Genomic DNA, 20,515 nt, shown 5'->3' on the forward strand with positions numbered 1-20,515 from the left:
CGAAGGGGTGCGGATGTCGGTGGACGGTGAGGCGGTGCGCCTCGGGGACGAGGCGCGGGCGGACGAGCCCGGGTGGGAGGTCGACCCGGACGACGAGTGGGGCGTGGCGGTCGTCGCCACGGTGGGGCGGCAGCTGAGGCTGCGCCGGGAGACCGCGGGGATGCGGGTCGCCGAGTTCGCGGCGGCGGTGAAGTACGGGGAGGACCTCGTCTACAAGGTCGAGTGCGGGAAGCGGATCCCCCGGCCCGAGTACCTGGAGAGGGCGGACGAGGTGCTGGGGGCGGGCGGGCTGCTCGCGGCGATGAAGGAGGACGTGGCGAAGGTCCGGTACCCGAAGAAGGTGCGGGATCTGGCGAAGCTGGAGTCCCAGGCCGTGGAGCTGCTTTCGTACGGCAGCCACAACCTGCACGGGCTTCTGCAGACCGAGGAGTACGCCCGAGCGCTTTTGAGCACGCGACGGCCGGCCTTGTCGGAGGACGAGCTCGACAGGGCGGTCGGCGCCCGGACGGCCCGCAAGGCCGTCTTCGACCGGCGCCCCGCCCCGGAGTTGAGTTTCGTACAGGAGGAGGTGACCCTGAGACGGCCTGTCGGTGGCACGATGGTCCTGCGCAGGCAGCTCGAACACCTGCTGGAGTTGGCACAGTTGCGACACGTCGAGGTCCAGGTGATGCCGACCGACCGCGGGGACCACCCCGGAACGGGAGGGCGGATCCAAGTGCTCAAGTTCGGAGACGGCACGGCAGTGGGCCGAGCCGATGACGAGTTCGGCAGCCGCCCCGTCACCGATCCCCGGCAGCTCCGGATCCTCGAACTGCGCTATGGCATCATCCGAGCCGAGGCGCTGACCGCACGGGAGTCGCTGGCCTTCATCGAACAAGTGCTGGGGGAGACATGAGCCGTAAGGACACGGGCCGAGAAGACGTCGAACTGACTTGGTTCAAGAGCAGCTACAGCGACAGCAGCAATCCCAGCGACTGCGTCGAGGTCGCGGTGACCCCCCGCTCCGTCCACGTCCGGGACTCCAAGACCCCCGACGGCCCCCGTCTCACCCTCGCGGCGGCGACGTGGGCCCGCTTCGTGGCGCGTCAGGCCGACTGAGGCCGGGGGCCGCCGTGAGGACGGCCCCCGGCACGTGTCAGCTCGCGTACGTCTCGAACTCGGCGATCCTCGGGGTGCCCGAGGCGCTGGTGATCTCGAAGGTGATCTTCTTCAGGGAGGTCGCGGAGAAGCTGACGACGCCCGCTCCGCTGCCGGAGGCCAGGACGGCGCCCGTGTCGTGGTTGACGACCCGGTAGGAGTTGATGGTGCCCGAGCCCGAGGCCTGCCGGATGTTGATCTTGGAGACCTTGGTGGCGGAGCCCCACTTGACCGAGACGGAGCCGGTCGAGCCGGACGGCGACCAGTACGTGCTCGTGCTGCCGTCGACGACGTTGCCGTAGCTCGTGCCGGAGGCCTTGGAGGAACCGTCGGCGCCCGCGCCGAGGCTGAGGTTGGTGCCGGCGGGCGGGTCAGTGGGGTCCGGGTCGGTCGGGTCCGGGTCCGGGTCCGTCGGGCCGGGGTCGGTCGGGTCCGGGTTCTGCGGGGTGCAGCTGCCGTCGGAGACCTTCAGGCCCTTGTTGGCGCCCGCCGTCTGGCTCACCACGCTCGGCACGCAGTTGGCCGCGTCGAGGGTGTAGGAGTACGGAACGCTGACCGACGTGTTCGAGGTCGGGTTCGGACCGGCCGGGTTGTTGTCGCCGCTGCGCGAGGACCAGGTCACGTTGTCGAAGATGTTGCCGCTGACCTGCCAGTAGCCGGCCGCGTCGGTGTAGAACGTGCCGAGGACGTCCTTGGAGTCCTCGAAGTAGTTGTTGTCCACCTTGGCGCGGGCGCCGGCGCGGGAGTTGATCCCGGACTCGTTCAGGTTCTTGTAGTGGTTGTTGTAGATGTGCGAGACGCCGCCGCGCAGCAGGGGCGTACGGGAGTCGATGTTCTGGTACAGGTTGTGGTGGAACGTGACGTACCCGTTCGAGGTGTCGCTCTCGCTGGAGCCGATGAGGCCGCCGCGGCCGGAGTTGCGCAGGATGCTGTAGGACAGCGTCACGTACTGGGTGTTGTCCTTCATGTCGAAGAGGCCGTCGTAGCCCTCCGACTCGCCGCCGGAGGCCTCCAGCGTGGCGTGGTCGACCCAGACGTTGCGGACACCGCTTTCCATGCCGATGGCGTCTCCACCGTTCGACGTGGGCGAGCCCGACTTCTTGACGTTCCGGACCGTCACGTTCTGGATGATGATGTTCCTGGACTCCCGGATGTGGATGCCCAGTTGGTCGAAGACGGCGCCGTTGCCGACACCGACGATCGTAACGTTGCTGATCTGCTTCAGCTCGATCCTGTCGGCCGCGGTGCTGCAGCTGTCACCCGACACCTTGGTGGTGTTGCCGTGGTTGATGGTGCCCTCGACCTGGATGACGATCGGGGTGGAGCTGCTGGCCCGGCTGCAGAGGGCCTGGTGGATCGCGGTGCCGGTGGTGGCGCGGACCGTCTGGCCGCCCGCGCCTCCGGTGGTCCCGCCGTTCTGGGTGGCGTAGCCGGTGACTCCGCCGGTGGCGGCGGATGCCGTGGAGGTGGACAGGGCCATGCCGGTCGCCGCCGCGAGGGCCCCCGTGGCCAGTAAAGCGGAGAGTCGCACTGCGACTGATCGTCTCATTCTCGTCTCGCCTTTCGCTCTCGTGTGCCGGGCGTTCCGCACCGAGCTGCCTGATGTCATGGGCATGTCAGTACTACCGATGAAGGGAGGCCGGGTGGGCCGACCCATCGGCGAGAAAGCGCTTTCTTGAATCTGTCGCGACAGTAGGGCCACATCCGAGGGGCTGGCAAGGTTCCGCGCAGTTACGGAATATGTTCTTCCGTTTCTGCGGGGACAGGTGCGCGCCCTCTAGGTCACCGTCTGTCCTAGATCGCTTCTAGCGTGGTCCTCGACCGCGGAACGGGAACGACGGAAGGCAGACCCATGACCGTGAACGAGCCGACCACCAGCGGATCCACCGAGGCCCCGGCGGTGACCGGTGAGCGCGCCGACCTGCTGGAGACGCTCGCCAAGCACCGGCACTTCCTGCGCTTCACCACCCGTGACCTGACCGACGAGCAGGCCGGACTGCGGACCACCGCCGGCGAACTCTGCCTGGGCGGCCTGATCAAGCACGTCGCCTCGGTCGAGCGGGGCTGGGTGGACTTCATCCTGAACGGCCCCTCGGCGATGGGGGACTTCACGGCCATGACCGAGGAGGACTGGGCCCGGCGGGCCGACGAGTTCCGGATGCTGCCCGGCGAGACGCTGGCCGACGTGCTGGCGGACTACGCCGACGTGGCCGCCCGGACCGACGAGCTGGTCGCCGCCCTGCCCGACCTGGACGCCTCATGGCCCCTGCCGAAGGCCCCGTGGTTCGAGTCCGACGCGCGGTGGACGGCCCGCAGGACGCTGCTGCACATCATCGCCGAGACCGCCCAGCACGCCGGCCACGCCGACATCGTCCGTGAGTCGCTGGACGGCGCGAAGAGCATGGGCTGACCGCCGGGTGGTCCCCCGGACGGGCCGGGGCCCACGACCACCGGCCCCGGGCGCCCGCTTCGGCCCGCGCCTACAGCACCGGCAGGTTCTTGCGCAGCTCGAAGGCGGTGACCTCGGAGCGGTACTCCTCCCACTCCTGCTTCTTGTTGCGCAGGAAGAAGTCGAAGACGTGCTCGCCGAGGGTCTCGGCGACCAGGTCGCTGCGCTCCATCAGGGTCAGGGCCTCGCCCAGGTTCTGCGGCAGCGGCTCGATGCCCAGCGCGCGGCGTTCCGCGTCGGACAGGGCCCAGACGTCGTCCTCGGCGCCCGGCGGGAGCTCGTAGCCCTCCTCGATGCCCTTCAGGCCGGCCGCCAGCAGGACGGCGTAGGTCAGGTACGGGTTGGCGCCGGAGTCGATGGAGCGGACCTCCACGCGCGCCGAGCCGGTCTTGCCGGGCTTGTACATGGGCACGCGGACCAGCGCCGAGCGGTTGTTGTGGCCCCAGCAGATGTACGAGGGGGCCTCGCCGCCGGCGCCGGCCGTGCGCTCCGTGCCGCCCCAGATGCGCTTGTAGGAGTTGACCCACTGGTTGGTGACCGCGGAGATCTCCGCCGCGTGCCGCAGCAGGCCCGCGATGAAGGAGCGGCCGACCTTGGAGAGCTGGTACTCGGCGCCGGACTCGTAGAACGCGTTGCGGTCGCCCTCGAAGAGGGAGAGGTGGGTGTGCATGCCGGAGCCCGGATACTCGGAGAAGGGCTTGGGCATGAAGGTCGCCTGGACGCCCTGTTCCAGCGCCACCTGCTTCATGACCAGGCGGAACGTCATGATGTTGTCCGCCGTGGAGAGCGCGTCCGCGTAGCGCAGGTCGATCTCCTGCTGGCCGGGGGCGCCCTCGTGGTGGGAGAACTCCACCGAGATGCCCATCGACTCCAGCATGGTGATCGCCTGGCGGCGGAAGTCCATGCCGACGTTCTGCGGGGTGTGGTCGAAGTAGCCGGAGTTGTCCGCGGGGGTCGGGCGGCTGCCGTCCAGCGGCTTGTCCTTCAGCAGGAAGAACTCGATCTCCGGGTGGGTGTAGAAGGTGAAGCCCAGGTCGGAGGTGCGGGCCAGGGCGCGCTTGAGGACGAAGCGCGGGTCGGCGAAGGACGGGGAGCCGTCCGGCATGAGGATGTCGCAGAACATGCGGGCCGTGCCGGGGGCCTCGGCGCGCCAGGGGAGGATCTGGAACGTCGACGGGTCCGGCTTGGCGATCATGTCGGACTCGTACACCCGGGCGAAGCCCTCGATGGCGGAGCCGTCGAAGCCGATCCCCTCGTCGAACGCCTGCTCCAGCTCGGCGGGGGCGACGGCCACGGACTTGAGGAAGCCCAGGACGTCGGTGAACCACAGGCGCACGAACCGGATGTCGCGCTCCTCCAGCGTCCGGATCACGAACTCCTGCTGCTTGTCCATCTTCCGCTTCCCCATCCTTGCCGGTCAGGCCGCCCGTCCGCTCCCACGCCCCGGGGAGACGGCCGGGCATTGCGAGCATCCCACCACACCAGCGTTTCACACGCGTTGCCGACCTCGATCGGCCGGCTCGCCGCGGCACGGACGCCCGCACACGACACATGACAGGTGTACCGCTCCGGGGCCCATCTTGCCCCTTCGGGCCGGAATCCGTAACGGGCGGCTCACGGCCTCGGGGAGATGCCCGGCAGGAGGGGTCCCGTGGGGGCCGCGACGATGTCCGCCACCGTGACCGGGTCCAGCGAGGCGAAGAACGCCTCCTGGGCCCCGCGCAGGGCGCCGCGCAGCCGGCAGGCAGGGCTCAGCGGGCAGGGGGACGAGGTGGCGGTGCCCTCGCAGTCGACGACGTCGCCCTCGCCCTCGCCCTCGAAGGCCCGGACCACCGCGCCGACCGGGGCGGTACGGCCCTCCTCCGTGAGCGCGAGGCCGCCTCCCCTGCCGCGCCGGGCCGTGAGCAGGCCCATGTGCCGGAGCTCTGCGACGACCTTCGCGGCATGGGTGTAGGGCACGTCCATGGCCGTCGAGACGTCCCGCGTCGTCGGGTGGGAGTCGCCGGCCACGGCGAGGCGCATGAGGACCCGCAGAGCCAGGCCGCAGAGCCAGGCCGCAGAGCCAGGTCGGTGGAGCGGAGGAGCCGCATACCGGGCAGCGTAGGTAATACGCATTGGGGTTCACATCATTCGGCGTGGAGGAGGTGTGCGGATGGCGTGCGCGCGGGTGCCGGGCCGGGTTCTCCCGCCCTCTACGGCTCGTCCCGCCTTCCCCCTTACGATCAGCTGATCCGTTCGTCCCACTCCTCCTCCCCCGAAGGACACTTCCATGGGCTCCGCCAAGAAGAGCAGCGCGTCACGTTCGGCACGCATAGAGGAGATGCGGCGCGCCGAGAAGGCCCGCGAGCGCCGCAACCGGATCCTCGTCATCGCCGCCGGCGTGGTGGTCGTCGTCGGGCTCGTCGCCGGCAGTGTGGTGCTCGTCCGGTCCCAGTCGGACGACGACGGCGGCGGTGCGGCCGCCGACTCCAAGAGCTCGGGCACGTTCGTCACGGGCGACGACGGCGTGCGGAAGTGGGAGGGCGAACTGGGGCGCGACCACGTGACCAAGGCCGTGGACTATCCCGTCACTCCCCCGGTGGGCGGCGACCACCACCCCGTGTGGATGAACTGCAACGGGGACGTCTACACCGACGAGATCGACGACACCAACGCCGTGCACTCGCTGGAGCACGGCGCCGTGTGGGTGACGTACAACGCCTCGGCCGGGAAGGCGGACGTCGACGCGCTCGCGGCGAAGGTGAAGAAGACGCCCTACACGCTGATGAGCCCGGTGGACGGGCAGAAGGACCCGATCCTGCTGTCCGCCTGGGGGCACCAGCGGACGGTGACCGGCGCGGACGATCCCGCCCTGGACGCGTTCTTCGAGAAGTTCGTCCAGGGGGAGCAGACGCCCGAGCCGGGGGCCGCCTGCACCAACGGGCTGTCCGAGTGAGGCAGGCGGGGCTGATCGCGGGGGCCGCGGCCACGGCGCTGATCGCGGCCGGGGCGATCACCTACGCGGTGGCCGGGGACGAGGGGTCCTCGGACGCGGTGCCGACCGCGGAGTCCGCGGACGCCGGGTTCGCCCGGGACATGGCCGTGCATCATCAGCAGGCCGTCGAGATGTCGTACGTGGTACGGGACCGCACGGACGACGAGGAGGTCCGGCGGCTCGCCTACGACATCGCCCAGACGCAGGCCAACCAGCGGGGCATGCTGCTGGGCTGGCTCGACCTGTGGGAGCTGCCCAAGGTGTCCGCGGATCCGCCGATGACCTGGATGGGCATGGCGGACGCGGCCCCCGGCGAGGACGGGGCGCTGATGCCGGGGATGGCGACCAACACCGAGATGAGGCGGCTGGGGTCGCTGGACGGGGAGCGGGCGGAGGTCTTCTACCTGCAGCTCATGACGGACCACCACAAGGGCGGGGTCCACATGGCCCAGGCCTGCGTCCGCGCGTGCGAGGTGGGCGCCGAGAAGCGGCTCGCGCGGGCGATGGTGGAGGGGCAGGAGTCGGAGATCGCGCTGATGGCGGAGATGCTGGAGCGGCGGGGGGCGGCGGCCCGGTCGTAGCGGACGGGGCTCCGGGACATCGCGTCGTTTTGACGATTACACTGGGCCCGTGCCTCAACTACGTCTCGCCCTGAATCAGATCGACTCGCGCGTCGGCGACCTCGCCGGCAACGCCGAAACGATCGTCCGCTGGACCCGGCGCTCCGCCGAGCAGGGGGCGCACCTCGTGGCGTTCCCCGAGATGGCGCTGACCGGGTATCCCGTCGAGGACCTCGCCCTGCGGTCGTCCTTCGTGGAGGCTTCGCGGGCCGCGCTGCGCTCGCTGGCCGCGCGGCTCGCCGAGGAGGGGTTCGGGGACCTTCCGGTGGTCGTCGGGTACCTCGACCGCAGTGCCGCCGCCCAGCCGAAGTACGGGCAGCCGGCCGGTGCGCCGCAGAACGCGGGCGCCGTGCTGTACGGGGGTGAGGTGGCGCTGAGTTTCGCCAAGCACCACCTGCCGAACTACGGCGTCTTCGACGAGTTCCGGTACTTCGTGCCCGGCGACACCATGCCGGTGGTGCGGGTGCGCGGCGTCGACGTCGCCCTCGCCGTCTGCGAGGACCTGTGGCAGGACGGGGGCCGGGTGCCGGCGGCGCGGTCGGCGCGGGCCGGGCTGCTGCTGTCGGTCAACGCCTCGCCGTACGAGCGGGACAAGGACGACACCCGGCTGGAGCTGGTGCGCAAGCGGGCGCAGGAGGCCGGGTGCACGACCGCGTACCTCGCGATGACGGGCGGGCAGGACGAGCTGGTCTTCGACGGGGACTCGATCGTGGTGGACCGTGACGGCGAGGTCGTGACGCGTGCGCCGCAGTTCGCCGAGACGTGTCTCGTGGTCGATCTCGAGCTTCCGGCGGCGGAGGCGGACGCGCCGACGGGGGTGGTCGACGACGGGCTGCGGATCGACCGGGTCGTGCTGTCGGAGGAGCCCGTGCCCGCGTACGAGGCCTCGTCGGCCGGGGGGTACGCCGAGCGGCTCGACGACGACGAGGAGGTGTACTCCGCGCTGGTGGTCGGGTTGCGGGCGTACGTCGAGAAGAACGGGTTCCGGTCGGTGCTGATCGGGTTGTCCGGGGGGATCGACTCGGCGCTGGTCGCCGCGCTCGCCTGCGACGCGGTGGGGGCGGAGAACGTGTACGGCGTGTCGATGCCGTCGAAGTACTCGTCGGAGCACTCGAAGGACGACGCGGCGGAGCTGGCCCGGCGGACCGGGCTGAACTACCGGACCGTCGCGATCGAGCCGATGTTCGACGCGTACATGGGGGCGCTGGGGCTGACGGGGCTGGCGGAGGAGAACCTGCAGTCGCGGCTGCGGGGGACGCTGCTGATGGCGATCTCCAACCAGGAGGGGCACATCGTGCTGGCGCCGGGGAACAAGTCGGAGCTGGCGGTGGGGTACTCGACGCTGTACGGGGACTCCGTGGGGGCGTACGGGCCGATCAAGGACGTGTACAAGACGTCGGTGTTCCGGCTCGCGAAGTGGCGCAACCGGGCGGCGGTGGAGCGGGGGGAGACGCCGCCGATCCCGGAGAACTCGATCTCGAAGCCACCGAGCGCGGAGCTGCGGCCGGGGCAGGTGGACACGGACTCGCTGCCGGACTACCCGGTGCTGGACGCGATCCTGGCGCTGTACGTGGACGGGGACCGGGGGGCGGACGAGATCGTCGCGGCCGGGTTCGACGCGGAGCTGGTGACGAGGACGCTGCGGATGGTGGACCGGGCGGAGTACAAGCGGCGGCAGTACCCGCCGGGCACGAAGATCTCCCCGAAGGGCTTCGGCAAGGACCGCCGCCTGCCGATCACGAACGGCTGGCGCGAGGGGACGCGCGTCTGACGCGCGTTTGCGAGGCGCCTGCGGCGCGGGGTTCGGTCCGGTGGGGGCGGGCGTAGCGCCTGATGCCGGTGGGCGGGGCGGGGCCGCGTCGGGGGTGTCCGTCCTCGGACCGGCGCGGATCACGTGTCCTGGAGGGGGTGCGGGGCGCGGACGCGTCGGCCGCTGCGGGCGGCCACCCCCGCCCCGACCCCTCCGCGCCGTACGCGGCCGCCGCTCGCCGCGCCGGCCGCGGGCAGTCGTGCCTCCCCCAGTGCCTCAAGGGCCTGGGAGGTGCCCCCAGGACGGCACGGGTGGGCGCGGCGGCACCCCGCAGGCGCCGGGTCGCGCGAACGCCCCCGGCCCGCACCGACGCCGGGCCGCACCGACGCCGTACGCTTCGGACGCCGGTGTCACGCCCGCCGAGCCGGTCCTCAGTCGTCCTGCGTGGTGAGCCTCACCCGGGCCGCGATGGGCAGGTGGTCGCTCGCCGTGGCCGGGAGGGTCCAGGAACTCTCCGGTTCGGCGCCCCTGACCAGGATCTGGTCGATCCGCGCCATCGGGAACGACGCCGGCCAGCTGAAGCCGAAGCCGCTGCCCGCGGCGCCCTGGGTGGAGCGCATCTGGGAGGTGACGGCGTTCAGGGCACGGTCGTTCATCGTGCCGTTCAGATCGCCGAGCAGGACGACGTTCGGCAGTGGCTCGTCGGCGATGGCCTCGCCCAGGGCGTTGGCGCTCTTGTCCCGCTGACGGGCCGTGAAGCCGGCCTCCAGCTTCACCCGGACGGAGGGGAGGTGGGCGACGTAGACGGCGACCCGGCCGGCCGGCGCGGCCACCGTGGCGCGCATCGCGCGCTTCCAGCCGAGACGGATGTCGACCGCCTTCACGTCGCTCAGGGGGTACTTGCTCCACAGGCCGACGGTGCCGACCACCTCGTGGTACTCGTACGTCGGCTCCAGCGTCCGCTCGTACGTCGGGACCTCCGACGCCTTCAGCTCCTCGAGGGCCAGCACGTCCGCGCCCGAGGCGGCCACGCCGCGGGCGGTGGCGGCCGGGTCCGGGTTGTCGGCGTTGACGTTGTGCGTGACCACCGTGAGGTCGCCGCCCGTGGCGGTCTTGTCGGTGAGCAGGCCGCCGAAGAGGTCCAGCCAGACGGCCACCGGCAGGACCGTCGCGATCAGTGCCGTCGCCGACTTGCGGATCAGGCCGAGGACGAGCAGCACGGGGATCAGCAGGCCCACCCAGGGGAGGAAGGTGTCCACCAGGCTGCCCAGGTTGCCGATCGCGTTCGGGACGTGGGTGTGGGCCAGCATGACCAGGGCGGTCAGGAGCGAGCAGACGGCCAGGACGATGCCGCGGCGCCAGATGCCGCGGTCGCCGCGCCAGCCCCTGGTGAGGCGCTCGCGCAGGCGCCGGAGCCGGGTTGGCTGCTGCTCGGGCCCCGAACCGCCGTCGTCCGTCTCCGTCATGTACGCCTGCTGCGCCATACCGTCGCCTCACAACCTGCCGTGCACACCGTCGCCCCCCGTGTCCGTAAGACCCTAGGGGATGATCGGCTCCGTTCCTGCCGCCCCTCGACGGCCGTACGGGGGCGAGGACGCGCCGGTGCGCTCGGGGAGTTCCGGACGGGGGCGGCGAAAGCGCCCTCTGTGACGAAACGCGCACATCGCGGCTAGCCGCTGACGGGGCGCAGACCCTGGAGGAGGGTGTCGACCACCTGTTCGGCGAGGCCGTCCGGGAGGTCGGCGTCGGGGCGCAGGACGGTGCGGACGAGGATGGGGCCCACGACGATGTCGTTGAGGACCTCCAGGTCGACGTCGGCGCGCAGTTCGCCGTTCTCCCGGCCCCGGCGCAGCACCTCCAGGCCCAGTCTGCGGCGCGGCAGGATGACGGTGTCGTGGTAGGCGGCCCAGAGGTCGGGGCTGCTCTTCATCTGGGCGCGCACGTTGTGCAGGATCGCCGAGGCCCGGCCGGCCAGGCCGCGCAGGCGCAGGGACTCCAGCAGGACCACGAGGTCGTCCCGCACGGAGGTGCCGGGGAGCTCGGGCTCCGGGGGCTCGGCGGCGCGCAGGACGTCGACGAGGAGCTGTTCCTTGCCGCTCCAGCGGCGGTAGATGGTGGCCTTGCCGACGCCTGCGGTGCGTGCGATGCGCTCGATGGAGAGCTGCGCGAGCGGCACGCCGTCCTCCAGGAGCTTCATCGCTCCCTCGATGATGGCGTGTTCGACCGCCTCGCTGCGGGGACGGCCCCGCAGGGGACCGTCCCGCCGGGGGTCGGGGTCGGCCGGGCTCACGTCGTCGGGTCCTTTCGGTGGGCTGGAACGATTCTCCCCGGTGGGCGGCGGCGACGGTCCACCGGCCGGGGGTTCAGTCCGCCGCCGGCACCAGCTCCCGCTTCTCCCCGCCCCCTTCGGACGCCGGCGTGCGGCCGGGCAGGAACACGGCGATGACGACCGCGCCCAGCACCGCGACACCCGCCCCCCACAGCGCCGTGACGTGCATCGCGTGCAGGAACGCGGCGTCGGCCGCGTCGGCCAGGGCCTCGCCGCGCGCGCCCAGCCGGTCCGCCACGGCCAGGGTGGCCTCGATGGACTCGCCGGCGGCGTGCCGGGCGCCGGGCGGCAGCGGGCCGAGCTCGTCCTCGATGCCGTTGCGGTAGGCGGTGGACAGCACCGAGCCGAGTACGGCGATGCCGAGGGCGCCGCCGACCTGGCGGAAGGTGTTGCTCAGTGCGGAGGCGGAGCCCGCCTTCTCACGGGGCAGGGCCTGCATGACGACGACGCTGACCGGCGTCATCACGTGCGCCATGCCGGCGCCCATGAGGAAGAAGACGGCCTCCAGGACCCAGATCGGCGTGTCCCCGTCCAGGACGACGAACGCGGCCAGCGTTCCCGCGAGCACCAGCAGGCCCGCGGTCGCGGTGGCCCTGTTGCCGAAGCGGTCCACCAGGAGGCGGGCCCGGGGCGCGAAGATCAGCTGCGTGGCGGCCAGCGGCAGCATCAGCAGTCCGGTCTCCAGCGCCGAGTAGCCGCGCACGCTCTGGGTGTAGAACACCGTGAAGAACGTCACGCCCAGCAGCGCGAAGAAGACCAGCGCGATCGCGACGATCGCGGCGGAGAACACCTTGTTCCTGAAGTAGGTGACGTCGACGGACGGATGGTCGCTGCGCTTCTCGAACACCACGAACGCGGCGAGTACGGCGAGACCGGCGCCGACGGCCGACAGCACCGTGGCGTCGGTGAAGTCGGCGAGCTGGCCGCCCTTGATGATGCCGTAGACCAGCAGGACCAGTCCGGTCACGGACAGGACGACGCCGAGGGGGTCGATCCGGCCCGGGTCCGGGTCGCGGGAGTCGGGGACCAGCCACAGCATCAGGGCGACGGCGAGGACGACGATCGGCACGTTGACGAGGAAGACCGAGCCCCACCAGAAGTGCTCCAGGAGGATGCCGCCGGTGATCGGGCCGATGGCGATGGCCAGGCCCACGCCGCCCGTCCAGACGCCGATGGCCTTCGGCTGCTCGTCGCGTTCGAACACGTTCATCAGGACGGCCAGGGTGGCCGGCATGACGAACGCGGCGCCCAGGCCCATCACCGCGCGGAAGCCGATCAGCTCGGCCGGCGAGCCGGAGAACGCGGCGAGCGCCGAGCCGATGCCGAAGGCGGCGAGTCCGCCGATCAGCACCTTCTTGCGGCCGAGCCGGTCGCCCAGCAGCCCCGCGCTGAAGAGCAGGCCGGCGAAGACGAGCGTGTAGGCGTTGATCGCCCACTCCAGCTCGCTCTGCGTGGCGCCCAGGCCGGTGGGGGCGGGGGTGGAGATCGTCTTGATGGCGACGTTCAGGATCGAGTTGTCGAGGACGACGATCAGCAGGCTCAGCATCAGCACGCCGAGGATCACCCAACGGCGTCGGTGCACGGCCTCCGGGACCCGGCGGGCGGGGGCGGCAGGAGAAGTCATGCGGCTCAGTGTAGCCAATTACGATACGATACCGTCTCGTATCGAAAGCGTTTCGCCCGGATTTTTCCGGAATATCGCATGGCGGAACTCATGGGAGGCCTCTGGCCCTCCTCCGGGGCGAGGTGCCACCATGGATGTGGTCCGGGGACGCCGTCAGGGCGCCTCGAGATGACGTGTTGGGAGACGGTTCCATGACGCAGCTTTCGGCTGCCCAGACCGGGACGACGCCCGGTTCCCCCTCCGCCGGCGGGACGCTGTACGGGGGCAAGGGCACGCGCCGCATCACTGTCCGCGACATCGCCGCCGCCAAGGAGCGCGGCGAGAAGTGGCCCATGCTCACCGCGTACGACGCGATGACCGCGTCCGTGTTCGACGAGGCCGGCATCCCGGTGATGCTCGTCGGCGACTCCGCGGGCAACTGCCACCTCGGGTACGAGACCACCGTGCCCGTCACCCTCGACGAGATGACCATGCTGTCCGCCGCGGTCGTACGGGGCACCTCGCGCGCCCTGATCGTGGGCGACCTGCCCTTCGGCTCCTACCAGGAGGGTCCGGTGCAGGCACTGCGCTCGGCGACCCGGCTGGTCAAGGAGGCGGGCGTGGGCGCCGTGAAGCTGGAGGGCGGCGAGCGGTCGCACCGGCAGATCGAGCTGCTGGTGGAGTCCGGGATCCCGGTGATGGCCCACATCGGGCTGACGCCGCAGTCGGTGAACGCGATGGGCTACCGGGTGCAGGGGCGTGGCGAGGAGGCCGCGCAGCAGCTGCTGCGGGACGCCAAGGCCGTGCAGGACGCGGGGGCGTTCGCGGTGGTGCTGGAGCTGGTGCCGGCGGAGCTGGCGGCGGAGGTGACGCGGGTGCTGCACATCCCGACCGTCGGGATCGGGGCCGGGCCGCGGACGGACGCGCAAGTGTTGGTGTGGACCGACATGCTGGGGCTGACGGGCGGGCGCGTGCCGAAGTTCGTGAAGCGGTACGCGGATCTGCGTGAGGTCATGAGCGGCGCCGCGCGGGCGTTCGCCGAGGATGTGGTCGGCGGGACCTTCCCGGAGGAGGCGCACTCCGTTCACTGAGCCACTGTCGCACCACCGGCCGGCCCCGTCGATCCTCCCCCGTCGGCGGGGCCGGCCCATGTCCGGGGCCGGGCGGGGTGCCGCGCGACCCGGCGCTTGCGGGGCGCCTCCCCAGGGGCGCCCCCGGCGGCACGGCTGCCCGCGGCGGCGGAGGGTCCGCGGCGGGATGTCGGGGGTTTGTCGGCGGGATGTCGGGGGTTTGTCGGTGGGGGGTGACACCTTCTGGGGCATGACGCGAAACGACAATGGCCCGGGGGGCGCGGGGAGCGCCGTCACCGTGCGGGGGCTGGTCAAGCACTACGGGGAGACCAAGGCGCTGGACGGGGTCGACCTGGAGGTGCGCGAGGGCACCGTGATGGGGGTGCTCGGACCGAACGGGGCCGGGAAGACCACGCTGGTGCGGATCCTGTCCACCCTGCTCACGCCGACCGCCGGGCACGCCACCGTCGCCGGGTACGACGTGGTCCGCCAGCCGAGGCAGCTGCGCCGGGTGATCGGGCTGACCGGGCAGTACGCCTCCGTGGACGAGAAGCTTCCGGGCTGGGAGAACCTGTATCTGATCGGGCGGCTGCTCGACCTGTCCCGCAAGGAGGCCCGGTCCCGCGCCGACGAGCTGCTGGAGCGGTTCTCGCTCACCGACGCGGCCCGCCGGCCGGCGTCCACCTACTCCGGCGGCATGCGGCGGCGCCTGGACCTGGCCGCCTCGATGATCGGCCGGCCGGCCGTGCTGTACCTGGACGAGCCGACCACGGGACTGGACCCCCGCACCCGCAACGAGGTGTGGGACGAGGTCAGGCGACTGGTCGGGGACGGGGTGACGGTGCTGCTGACCACCCAGTACATGGAGGAGGCCGAGCAGCTCGCCTCCGAGCTGACCGTCGTGGACCGGGGCAAGGTCATCGCGACCGGCGGCATCGAGGAGCTGAAGGCCAAGGTCGGCGGCCGCACGCTGCGGGTCCGCCCGGCCGACCCGCTGCGGTTGCGCCCGCTGGCGGACGCCCTCGACGCGCTGGGCCTCACCGGGCTCGCCACGACCACCGTGGACACCGAGCGGGGCGCCGTGCTCGTCCCGGTGCTGAGCGACGAGCAGTTGACCGCCGTGGTCGGCGCGGTCACCGCGCGCGGCATCACGCTCAGCTCCATCACCACCGAACTGCCCAGCCTGGACGAGGTGTTCCTGTCCCTCACCGGCCACCGCGCCGGTGCCCCGCAGGACGCCGCGCCCGCCGGGACCCACGAGGAGGCCGTCGCCGTATGAGTGCCACCACCGCCACCGCCACCGCCACCGGTCTCCGCTCGGACGCGCGCATCCCGTTGCGCGCCCATCTGCGGCACACCGGCGCCCTGGTGCGCCGCAACCTGCTGTGGATACGGCAGGACCCGGAGTCGATGTTCGACGCCGTGCTGTTCCCGATCGTCTTCACCCTGCTGTTCGTGTACGTCTTCGGCGGCTCGATCGGGCAGTCGCTGGGCGGCGGACAGGAGGCGTACGTGCAGTACATCGTGCCCGGCCTGATGGCCATGATGGGCATGAACATGGCCCAGGGGGTGGGCACCGGGTTCAACCAGGACTTCAACACCGGGGTCATGGACCGTTTCCGGTCGCTGCCGATCGGGCGCGGCTCGGTGCTGTTCGCGAAGATCTCGGTCGAGATGGTGCGGATGCTCATCGCCACCGCGATCCTCATGGTCGTCGGCGTGCTCGTCGGTTTCGACATCACCAACTGGCCGGGGCTGTTCGCCGCCGTGGGACTGTCCGCGGTGTTCGGCTCGGCGCTGATGTGGATCTTCCTCACGCTGGGTGTGGTGATGAAGAACGCCCAGTCGGTCCAGGCGATGGGCTTCCTGGTGCTGATGCCCCTGCAGTTCGGCTCGTCGATCTTCGCGCCGACCCGGTCGATGCCGGGCTGGCTGGAGTCCTTCACCCAGGTGAACCCGCTGTCCGCGCTGGCGGACGCCGCGCGCGGGCTGATGGTGGGCGGCCCGGTCGCCCACGACCTGTGGATGACGCTGGCCTGGTCGGTGGGGATCACCGCGGTGATGGCGCCGGTCGCGATCCACAAGTTCCGCACGAAGAGCTGATCACGCCGGCTCGAGCAGGGCGGCGGCCTCCTCCGGGGAGAGGCCGCCGCCCTCGGCGTACGCGGTCTCGTACGCCGCGCCGCCGAGTACCGCCCGGACACGTGCCTCGGCGCGTTGGCGCGCCTCGCGTTCCGCGAGTCCCGCGTGGTGTCCGGGCGGCAGCCAGGAGTCGGCCGCGCCGAGACAGCGTGCCGCGTCGCGGGCGTGCCGCCCGCCGCCGAGTCCGGCGAGGGCGACGGCGCCCAGGGTGACGTACGCCGAGCGCATGTGGGGCGCCATGGCGGCGGACAGCGGGTCGCCCGCCTGCCGGATCGCCTCGCGGATGATCACCAGGGCCCGCTCGTCGTCGCCGTCGGCCACCTCCAGCCAGCCCTCGGCGCCGAGGATGAACGCGTCGAAGACGACGTAGTGCGCGATGCGGAACTCCTCGCGCAGCGCCCGCAGGTGCTCCCGGGCCTCCGCCGTGCGCCCGGTGGTGCAGAGCCAGCCGGCCAGGAAGAGCCGGGCGGCGGGCAGCGCCTCGGTGTGCCGGCCCCTCGTGTCGTCGATGACCCCGCGCAGCAGCCGCTCGCCGCGCTCCGCCTCCCCCGCCTCCAGCAGCGCGCCGCCCAGCCGGGCGGTGAGGATGGCCGTGTGGGCGCGGGCGCCGAGGCGGTCGGCGTACTCGATGGCCGCCTCGTAGTCCGCGGCGGCGTCCCGGTACGCGCCGGAGCGTTCGCGGGCCTCGCCGCGCGCGGAGAGGGCCTCGGCGATGCCCCAGGCGTCACCGAGCCGGCGGTGGATCTCCAGGGCCTCGTCGGCGTCGCGGCGGGCGTCGCCGGCCCAGTCGCTGCGGTTGGCCAGGAAGTTGGCGCGCAACTGGAGGTTGGAGGCCAGCTCCCACTCGAACCCGGGGTTCGCCCGGCAGGTGCGGATGGCCGCGTCGACCACGTGGCGCAGCCGCTCCATGTCGCCGGTCAGCATCACGGCGAACACCCAGAGCAGGCCGGGCGGCCGGCAGACCTGCGGCATGCCCGGCTCGTACGTCGCGCCGACGAGGCGCAGTTTGTGCTGGGCCCGCGGGGTCTGCCAGTCGTCGAGTTCGGTGTCCATGTGGGCCAGATGGGCCAGGTGCACCCCGCGGCGGGCCTCGGCGAGGAGCTCGCCGCTCATCGGGGGCGGGGCGTCGGTGCAGCGCTGCCACAACGGGGCGGCGGGCCGCACCGGCTCGGTGAACGGGTCGGGGGCGAGGGCCATGACCTCGGAGCACCAGTTGCGGGCCTCGATGCGCAGATCACGCATCTGCCAGTACCAGACGAGCGACAGGGTGATGCAGAGCGCCTCCTGCTCGTCGCGCAGGGCGAGGGCGTGGCGCAGGGCCGTGCGCACGTTCTCGTACTCCCGCTCCAGCAGTGCGATGGCGGCCACCTGGTGCGGGCCGCGCAGCATCGGCTCGGTGGTGCGGGCGACTTCACGGAAGTACGTCAGGTGCGCCCGCTCCGCCTCGGGTCGCCGGCCGGACTCGTCGAGGCGCTCTCCGGCGTACTCGGCGACGGTCTCCAGGAGCCGGTAGCGCATCTGGCCGTCGCCCGAAGGGGCGGCCACCACCAGGGACTTGTCGACGAGGGAGCCGAGCGCGTCGAGCGCGGCCGGTCCGCAGACGGCCTCGGCGGCGGCGAGGTCGCAGCCGCCCGCGAAGACCGAAAGGCGGCCCAGTACGTCGCGTTCGTCCGCGTCGAGCAGGTCCCAGGACCAGTCGACGACGGCCCGCAGGGTCTGCTGCCTGGGCAGGACGGTGCGGCTGCCGGAGGTGAGCAGCCGGAAGCGGTCGTCGAGCCGGTCGGCGATCTGGCGCGGGGTGAGCATCCGCAGCCGGGCGGCGGCGAGTTCGATGGCCAGCGGCAGACCGTCGAGGCGGCGGCAGATCTCCGCGCAGGCCGCCGCGGTGCCGGCGTCGGCGTCGGCGCGGAAGCCGGGGCGGGCGGCGGCCCCCCGCTCGGCGAGCAGGCGCAGCGCGACCGGCTCGGGCAGCGGCTCCACCGGGCGCAGCAACTCACCCGGCACACCGAGCGGTTCGCGGCTGGTGGCGAGGACGGTGAGCCGGGGGCAGCGCTCCAGCAGCGTCTGGACGAGGTGGGCGGCGGCCAGGGCGACGTGCTCGCAGTTGTCCAGGATCAGCAGCATGCGGCGCGGGCCGCAGTGCTCGGCGAGGCGCTCCACGGGGTCGTCGTGCCGGTCGGTGACGGCCCGCATGCTCTCGGCGCCGGCGCCGTAGAGGACGGTCTCGCGGGCGCCGACGGCGGTGAGGACGGCCTCGGGGACGGCGTCGGGGTCGTCGACCGGGGCGAGTTCGGCGAGCCACACCCCGTCGGGGACGCTCCGCCGTACGGTCTCGGCGGCCTCCTGCGACAGCCGGGTCTTGCCGGCCCCGCCCGGTCCGAGCAGGGTGACCAGGCGGGCGGCGGCGAGGTCGGCGCGGATGGTCTCGATGTCGGCCTCCCGGCCGACGAACGAGGTCAGCCGGGCCCGCAGGTTGCCGGGCGGCGCGCTCCCCCGGTCCCGGGGCTCGGGTTCCGGTCCGGGTTGCAGCAACTCGGCGTGCAGCGCGCGCAGTCCGGCCCCGGGGTCGGAGCCGAGGCGGTCCGCGAGCAGGCGCCGTACGTCCTCGTAGGCGGCCAGGGCCTCGGCGGTGCGGCCCGTGTCGCGCAGGGCGCGCAGCCGCAGCGCCTGGAGGGGTTCGTCGAGGGGGTGGCCGTCGCACAGCGCGGTCAGCTCGGGCAGGGACCGCTCGGCCTCGCCGAGGGCGAGGGCGGCGGTGTGCCGGGCGCGCAGCACGTCCAGGTGCCGGGTCTCCAGGCGGGCCTCGTCGGCCGTGCGGCCGGGCAGGCCGGCGAGGGCGGGGCCGCGCCACAGGGCGAGGGCGCCGTCGAGGACGACGGCCGCCTTCGCCGGGTCGCCGTCGGCCAGGGCGCGCAGGCCGTCGTCGGCCAGCCGCTCGAAACGGTGCAGGTCGACGTCGTCGGGCGCGGCGGTCAGCCGGTAGCCGCCGTCGACGGAGGCGATCTCGCCGGCGCCGAGCGTCCGGCGCAGCCGCCCTATCAGGGCCTGGAGCGCCCCGGTGGCGTCGGCCGGCGGATCCGCGTCCCCCCAGACCTCGTCGACCAGCAGGCTCACGGGCACGGTGCGCCCGGCCCGCAGGGCGAGCACGGTCAGCAGGGCGCGCAGCCGCGCCCCGCCCACCGGGACGACGGTGCCGTCGGGACGGAGTGCCTGGGTGGTGCCGAGGATGCGGTAGCGCACGGGGTTCATTGTCTCCGGTGGTGGGGGCGGGGGTCACGGGGCCCGGTCGGCGTGGCCGCCCCCCACCCTGCGTGGAACCGGCGGCCGGCGCGAGACGTTTTCCCCGTGCGCCCGGTACCGTCGGGCGGTCCCCGCGTGTGCCCGACCGTCCGAGGAGCCCCATGACCACCGCCGCCACCCGTCACAGCGACCGGAGGGTCAGTCCGGTCTTCCTGGGCATCCTGGCCGTGACGGCGGTCACCGGGTGGGCCACCTGGACCGGGTTCGCCGCGCAGCCGGGCGTGGCCGTGTTCCTGTTCGTGACGGCCGCCTGGATCGTCTCCCTGTGCCTGCACGAGTACGCGCACGCGCGCACCGCCCTGCACGGCGGCGACACGTCGGTCGGCGCGAAGGGCTACCTCACGCTGAACCCGATGAAGTACACCCACGCCCTGCTGAGCATCGTGCTCCCGGTCGTCTTCGTGATCATGGGCGGGATCGGTCTGCCGGGCGGCGCCGTGTTCATCGAGCGCGGGCGGATCCGGGGGCGCTGGCGGCACAGCCTGATCTCGGCGGCGGGCCCGCTGACGAACGTGCTGTTCGCGATCGTGTGCACGGCGCCGTTCTGGCTGGACGCGCTGGACGGCGTACCGGCCGACTTCCGGTTCGCGCTGGCGTTCCTCGCGCTGCTCCAGGTGACGGCCGCGATCCTGAACTTCCTGCCGGTGCCGGGTCTCGACGGCTACGGCGTGATCGAGCCCTGGCTGTCGTACGGCGTGCGGCGGCAGGTGGAGCCGTTCGCCCCGTTCGGTCTGCTGTTCGTGTTCGCGCTGCTGTGGGTGCCGTCGGTGAACGGCGCGTTCTTCGACGTGGTCGACTCGCTGCTCGGGGCGCTCGGCATCCACGAGTTCGACACGTACTGCGGGTACGAGCTGTTCCGCTTCTGGCGCGGTGAGGACGGCTTCTGCGCGGTCAGCCCGTGACCGGACCGCCGTCCCGCCTCGCCGCCCGCCCGCGCTTGAGGTAGTACCAGGTCATGTTGGACGACAGCCCCGCCAGCAGCACCCAGACCACGCCGATGAGCACGCTGCCCCGGACGAAGGAGACGACGGCCGCGGCGACGGCGAGGAGGCAGACGGCGAGGGCGTAGAGGGAGAGGCGGGGCATGGTCGAAGGCTCCTGTCGGGGGACACTGCTGCGGCCTCCAGTGTCCCCCATCGCC

18 protein-coding genes are annotated in these 20,515 nt (G+C 72.3%); 10 read left to right on the forward strand and 8 right to left on the reverse strand.

Annotated features, from left to right (window positions below; genetic code table 11):
* The first annotated feature begins 13 nt into the window (after positions 1-13).
* On the forward strand, positions 14-895 hold the full coding sequence (locus tag ACZ8ZB_RS10015; RefSeq protein ID WP_470737353.1) for a helix-turn-helix domain-containing protein: 882 nt from the start codon (positions 14-16) through the stop codon (positions 893-895).
* Positions 892-1,098, forward strand: coding sequence for a DUF397 domain-containing protein (locus ACZ8ZB_RS10020; RefSeq protein ID WP_470737354.1), 207 nt, complete (start codon positions 892-894; stop codon positions 1,096-1,098). The genes ACZ8ZB_RS10015 and ACZ8ZB_RS10020 overlap by 4 nt, the downstream gene beginning before the upstream one ends.
* Positions 1,099-1,135: 37 nt before the next feature.
* On the opposite strand, the gene ACZ8ZB_RS10025 is transcribed toward ACZ8ZB_RS10020, so the two are convergent.
* Entirely contained in the window at positions 1,136-2,686 is a 1,551-nt protein-coding gene (locus ACZ8ZB_RS10025) for a pectate lyase family protein (RefSeq protein ID WP_470737355.1), read from the reverse strand.
* Positions 2,687-2,989: 303 nt separating this feature from the next.
* On the opposite strand from ACZ8ZB_RS10025, the gene ACZ8ZB_RS10030 reads away from it, so the two are divergent.
* Positions 2,990-3,547: a DinB family protein gene (locus ACZ8ZB_RS10030; protein ID WP_470737356.1), complete on the forward strand. Its 558-nt coding sequence runs from the start codon at positions 2,990-2,992 to the stop codon at positions 3,545-3,547.
* A gap of 70 nt (positions 3,548-3,617) precedes the next feature.
* On the opposite strand, the gene ACZ8ZB_RS10035 is transcribed toward ACZ8ZB_RS10030, so the two are convergent.
* Together ACZ8ZB_RS10035 and ACZ8ZB_RS10040 are read right to left on the reverse strand one after the other, a co-directional pair.
* Positions 3,618-4,979, reverse strand: a complete 1,362-nt coding sequence (locus ACZ8ZB_RS10035) for a glutamine synthetase family protein (RefSeq protein ID WP_030836481.1) — start codon at positions 4,977-4,979, stop codon at positions 3,618-3,620.
* A gap of 221 nt (positions 4,980-5,200) precedes the next feature.
* The gene (locus ACZ8ZB_RS10040) at positions 5,201-5,608 is read right to left on the reverse strand and encodes an RrF2 family transcriptional regulator (RefSeq protein ID WP_470737357.1); all 408 of its coding nucleotides are present in this window, start codon (positions 5,606-5,608) and stop codon (positions 5,201-5,203) included.
* 247 nt (positions 5,609-5,855) lie between these two features.
* On the opposite strand from ACZ8ZB_RS10040, the gene ACZ8ZB_RS10045 reads away from it, so the two are divergent.
* From ACZ8ZB_RS10045 to ACZ8ZB_RS10055, 3 genes are read left to right on the forward strand one after another with little or no spacing between them, the layout of a single operon-like run.
* Complete coding sequence (locus ACZ8ZB_RS10045) at positions 5,856-6,521, forward strand: DUF3105 domain-containing protein (RefSeq protein ID WP_470737358.1); 666 nt, start codon at positions 5,856-5,858, stop codon at positions 6,519-6,521.
* A complete protein-coding gene (locus tag ACZ8ZB_RS10050) occupies positions 6,518-7,141 on the forward strand; it encodes a DUF305 domain-containing protein (RefSeq protein ID WP_470737359.1) in 624 nt (207 codons plus the stop codon). The genes ACZ8ZB_RS10045 and ACZ8ZB_RS10050 overlap by 4 nt, the downstream gene beginning before the upstream one ends.
* A 49-nt stretch (positions 7,142-7,190) precedes the next feature.
* A complete protein-coding gene (locus ACZ8ZB_RS10055) occupies positions 7,191-8,951 on the forward strand; it encodes an NAD+ synthase (protein ID WP_470737360.1) in 1,761 nt (586 codons plus the stop codon).
* 410 nt (positions 8,952-9,361) lie between these two features.
* Here the strand turns inward: ACZ8ZB_RS10055 and ACZ8ZB_RS10060 are convergent, their stop codons facing one another.
* The 3 genes from ACZ8ZB_RS10060 to ACZ8ZB_RS10070 all read right to left on the reverse strand — a co-directional run bounded on the left by ACZ8ZB_RS10060 (position 9,362) and on the right by ACZ8ZB_RS10070 (position 12,883).
* Entirely contained in the window at positions 9,362-10,414 is a 1,053-nt protein-coding gene (locus ACZ8ZB_RS10060; protein WP_470737361.1) for an endonuclease/exonuclease/phosphatase family protein, read from the reverse strand.
* A gap of 185 nt (positions 10,415-10,599) precedes the next feature.
* Complete coding sequence (locus tag ACZ8ZB_RS10065) at positions 10,600-11,220, reverse strand: TetR/AcrR family transcriptional regulator (protein WP_470737362.1); 621 nt, start codon at positions 11,218-11,220, stop codon at positions 10,600-10,602.
* Between the two features lie 73 nt (positions 11,221-11,293).
* Positions 11,294-12,883 (reverse strand): MFS transporter, encoded by a 1,590-nt coding sequence (locus ACZ8ZB_RS10070; RefSeq protein WP_470737363.1) that lies wholly within the window; start codon positions 12,881-12,883, stop codon positions 11,294-11,296.
* A gap of 191 nt (positions 12,884-13,074) precedes the next feature.
* Between ACZ8ZB_RS10070 and panB the strand changes: the two genes are divergently transcribed.
* The 3 genes from panB (at position 13,075) to ACZ8ZB_RS10085 (ending at position 16,035) form a co-directional block, all read left to right on the forward strand.
* A complete protein-coding gene (gene panB / locus ACZ8ZB_RS10075) occupies positions 13,075-13,953 on the forward strand; it encodes a 3-methyl-2-oxobutanoate hydroxymethyltransferase (RefSeq protein WP_470737364.1) in 879 nt (292 codons plus the stop codon).
* A 229-nt stretch (positions 13,954-14,182) separates the two neighbouring features.
* Positions 14,183-15,211, forward strand: coding sequence for an ATP-binding cassette domain-containing protein (locus ACZ8ZB_RS10080; protein ID WP_470737365.1), 1,029 nt, complete (start codon positions 14,183-14,185; stop codon positions 15,209-15,211).
* On the forward strand, positions 15,208-16,035 hold the full coding sequence (locus ACZ8ZB_RS10085) for an ABC transporter permease (RefSeq protein WP_470737366.1): 828 nt from the start codon (positions 15,208-15,210) through the stop codon (positions 16,033-16,035). The genes ACZ8ZB_RS10080 and ACZ8ZB_RS10085 overlap by 4 nt, the downstream gene beginning before the upstream one ends.
* Here ACZ8ZB_RS10085 and ACZ8ZB_RS10090 read toward each other — a convergent pair whose 3' ends face one another.
* Positions 16,036-19,323 (reverse strand): AfsR/SARP family transcriptional regulator, encoded by a 3,288-nt coding sequence (locus ACZ8ZB_RS10090; RefSeq protein WP_470737367.1) that lies wholly within the window; start codon positions 19,321-19,323, stop codon positions 16,036-16,038.
* Between the two features lie 152 nt (positions 19,324-19,475).
* Here ACZ8ZB_RS10090 and ACZ8ZB_RS10095 point away from each other — a divergent pair, with 152 nt between their 5' ends.
* Positions 19,476-20,276, forward strand: a complete 801-nt coding sequence (locus tag ACZ8ZB_RS10095; protein ID WP_470737368.1) for a site-2 protease family protein — start codon at positions 19,476-19,478, stop codon at positions 20,274-20,276.
* On the opposite strand, the gene ACZ8ZB_RS10100 is transcribed toward ACZ8ZB_RS10095, so the two are convergent.
* Positions 20,266-20,511, reverse strand: a complete 246-nt coding sequence (locus ACZ8ZB_RS10100) for a hypothetical protein (RefSeq protein ID WP_470737369.1) — start codon at positions 20,509-20,511, stop codon at positions 20,266-20,268. The genes ACZ8ZB_RS10095 and ACZ8ZB_RS10100 overlap by 11 nt on opposite strands.
* Positions 20,512-20,515: the final 4 nt, after the last annotated feature.

Source organism: Streptomyces sp. 12E (assembly GCF_055633275.1).

Excerpts from the sequence above, each read along its gene's own strand:
- ACZ8ZB_RS10060 (WP_470737361.1), bottom strand. The coding sequence starts at position 10,414 with ATGGCGCAGCAGGCGTACATGACGGAGACGGACGACGGCGGTTCGGGG.
- ACZ8ZB_RS10025 (WP_470737355.1), bottom strand. The coding sequence starts at position 2,686 with ATGAGACGATCAGTCGCAGTGCGACTCTCCGCTTTACTGGCCACGGGG.
- ACZ8ZB_RS10030 (WP_470737356.1), top strand. The coding sequence starts at position 2,990 with ATGACCGTGAACGAGCCGACCACCAGCGGATCCACCGAGGCCCCGGCG.
- ACZ8ZB_RS10095 (WP_470737368.1), top strand. The coding sequence starts at position 19,476 with ATGACCACCGCCGCCACCCGTCACAGCGACCGGAGGGTCAGTCCGGTC.
- panB (WP_470737364.1), top strand. The coding sequence starts at position 13,075 with ATGACGCAGCTTTCGGCTGCCCAGACCGGGACGACGCCCGGTTCCCCC.
- ACZ8ZB_RS10015 (WP_470737353.1), top strand. The coding sequence starts at position 14 with ATGTCGGTGGACGGTGAGGCGGTGCGCCTCGGGGACGAGGCGCGGGCG.
- ACZ8ZB_RS10085 (WP_470737366.1), top strand. The coding sequence starts at position 15,208 with ATGAGTGCCACCACCGCCACCGCCACCGCCACCGGTCTCCGCTCGGAC.
- ACZ8ZB_RS10100 (WP_470737369.1), bottom strand. The coding sequence starts at position 20,511 with ATGGGGGACACTGGAGGCCGCAGCAGTGTCCCCCGACAGGAGCCTTCG.
- ACZ8ZB_RS10035 (WP_030836481.1), bottom strand. The coding sequence starts at position 4,979 with ATGGACAAGCAGCAGGAGTTCGTGATCCGGACGCTGGAGGAGCGCGAC.
- ACZ8ZB_RS10045 (WP_470737358.1), top strand. The coding sequence starts at position 5,856 with ATGGGCTCCGCCAAGAAGAGCAGCGCGTCACGTTCGGCACGCATAGAG.
- ACZ8ZB_RS10070 (WP_470737363.1), bottom strand. The coding sequence starts at position 12,883 with ATGACTTCTCCTGCCGCCCCCGCCCGCCGGGTCCCGGAGGCCGTGCAC.
- ACZ8ZB_RS10020 (WP_470737354.1), top strand. The coding sequence starts at position 892 with ATGAGCCGTAAGGACACGGGCCGAGAAGACGTCGAACTGACTTGGTTC.
- ACZ8ZB_RS10080 (WP_470737365.1), top strand. The coding sequence starts at position 14,183 with ATGACGCGAAACGACAATGGCCCGGGGGGCGCGGGGAGCGCCGTCACC.
- ACZ8ZB_RS10090 (WP_470737367.1), bottom strand. The coding sequence starts at position 19,323 with ATGAACCCCGTGCGCTACCGCATCCTCGGCACCACCCAGGCACTCCGT.
- ACZ8ZB_RS10040 (WP_470737357.1), bottom strand. The coding sequence starts at position 5,608 with ATGCGCCTCGCCGTGGCCGGCGACTCCCACCCGACGACGCGGGACGTC.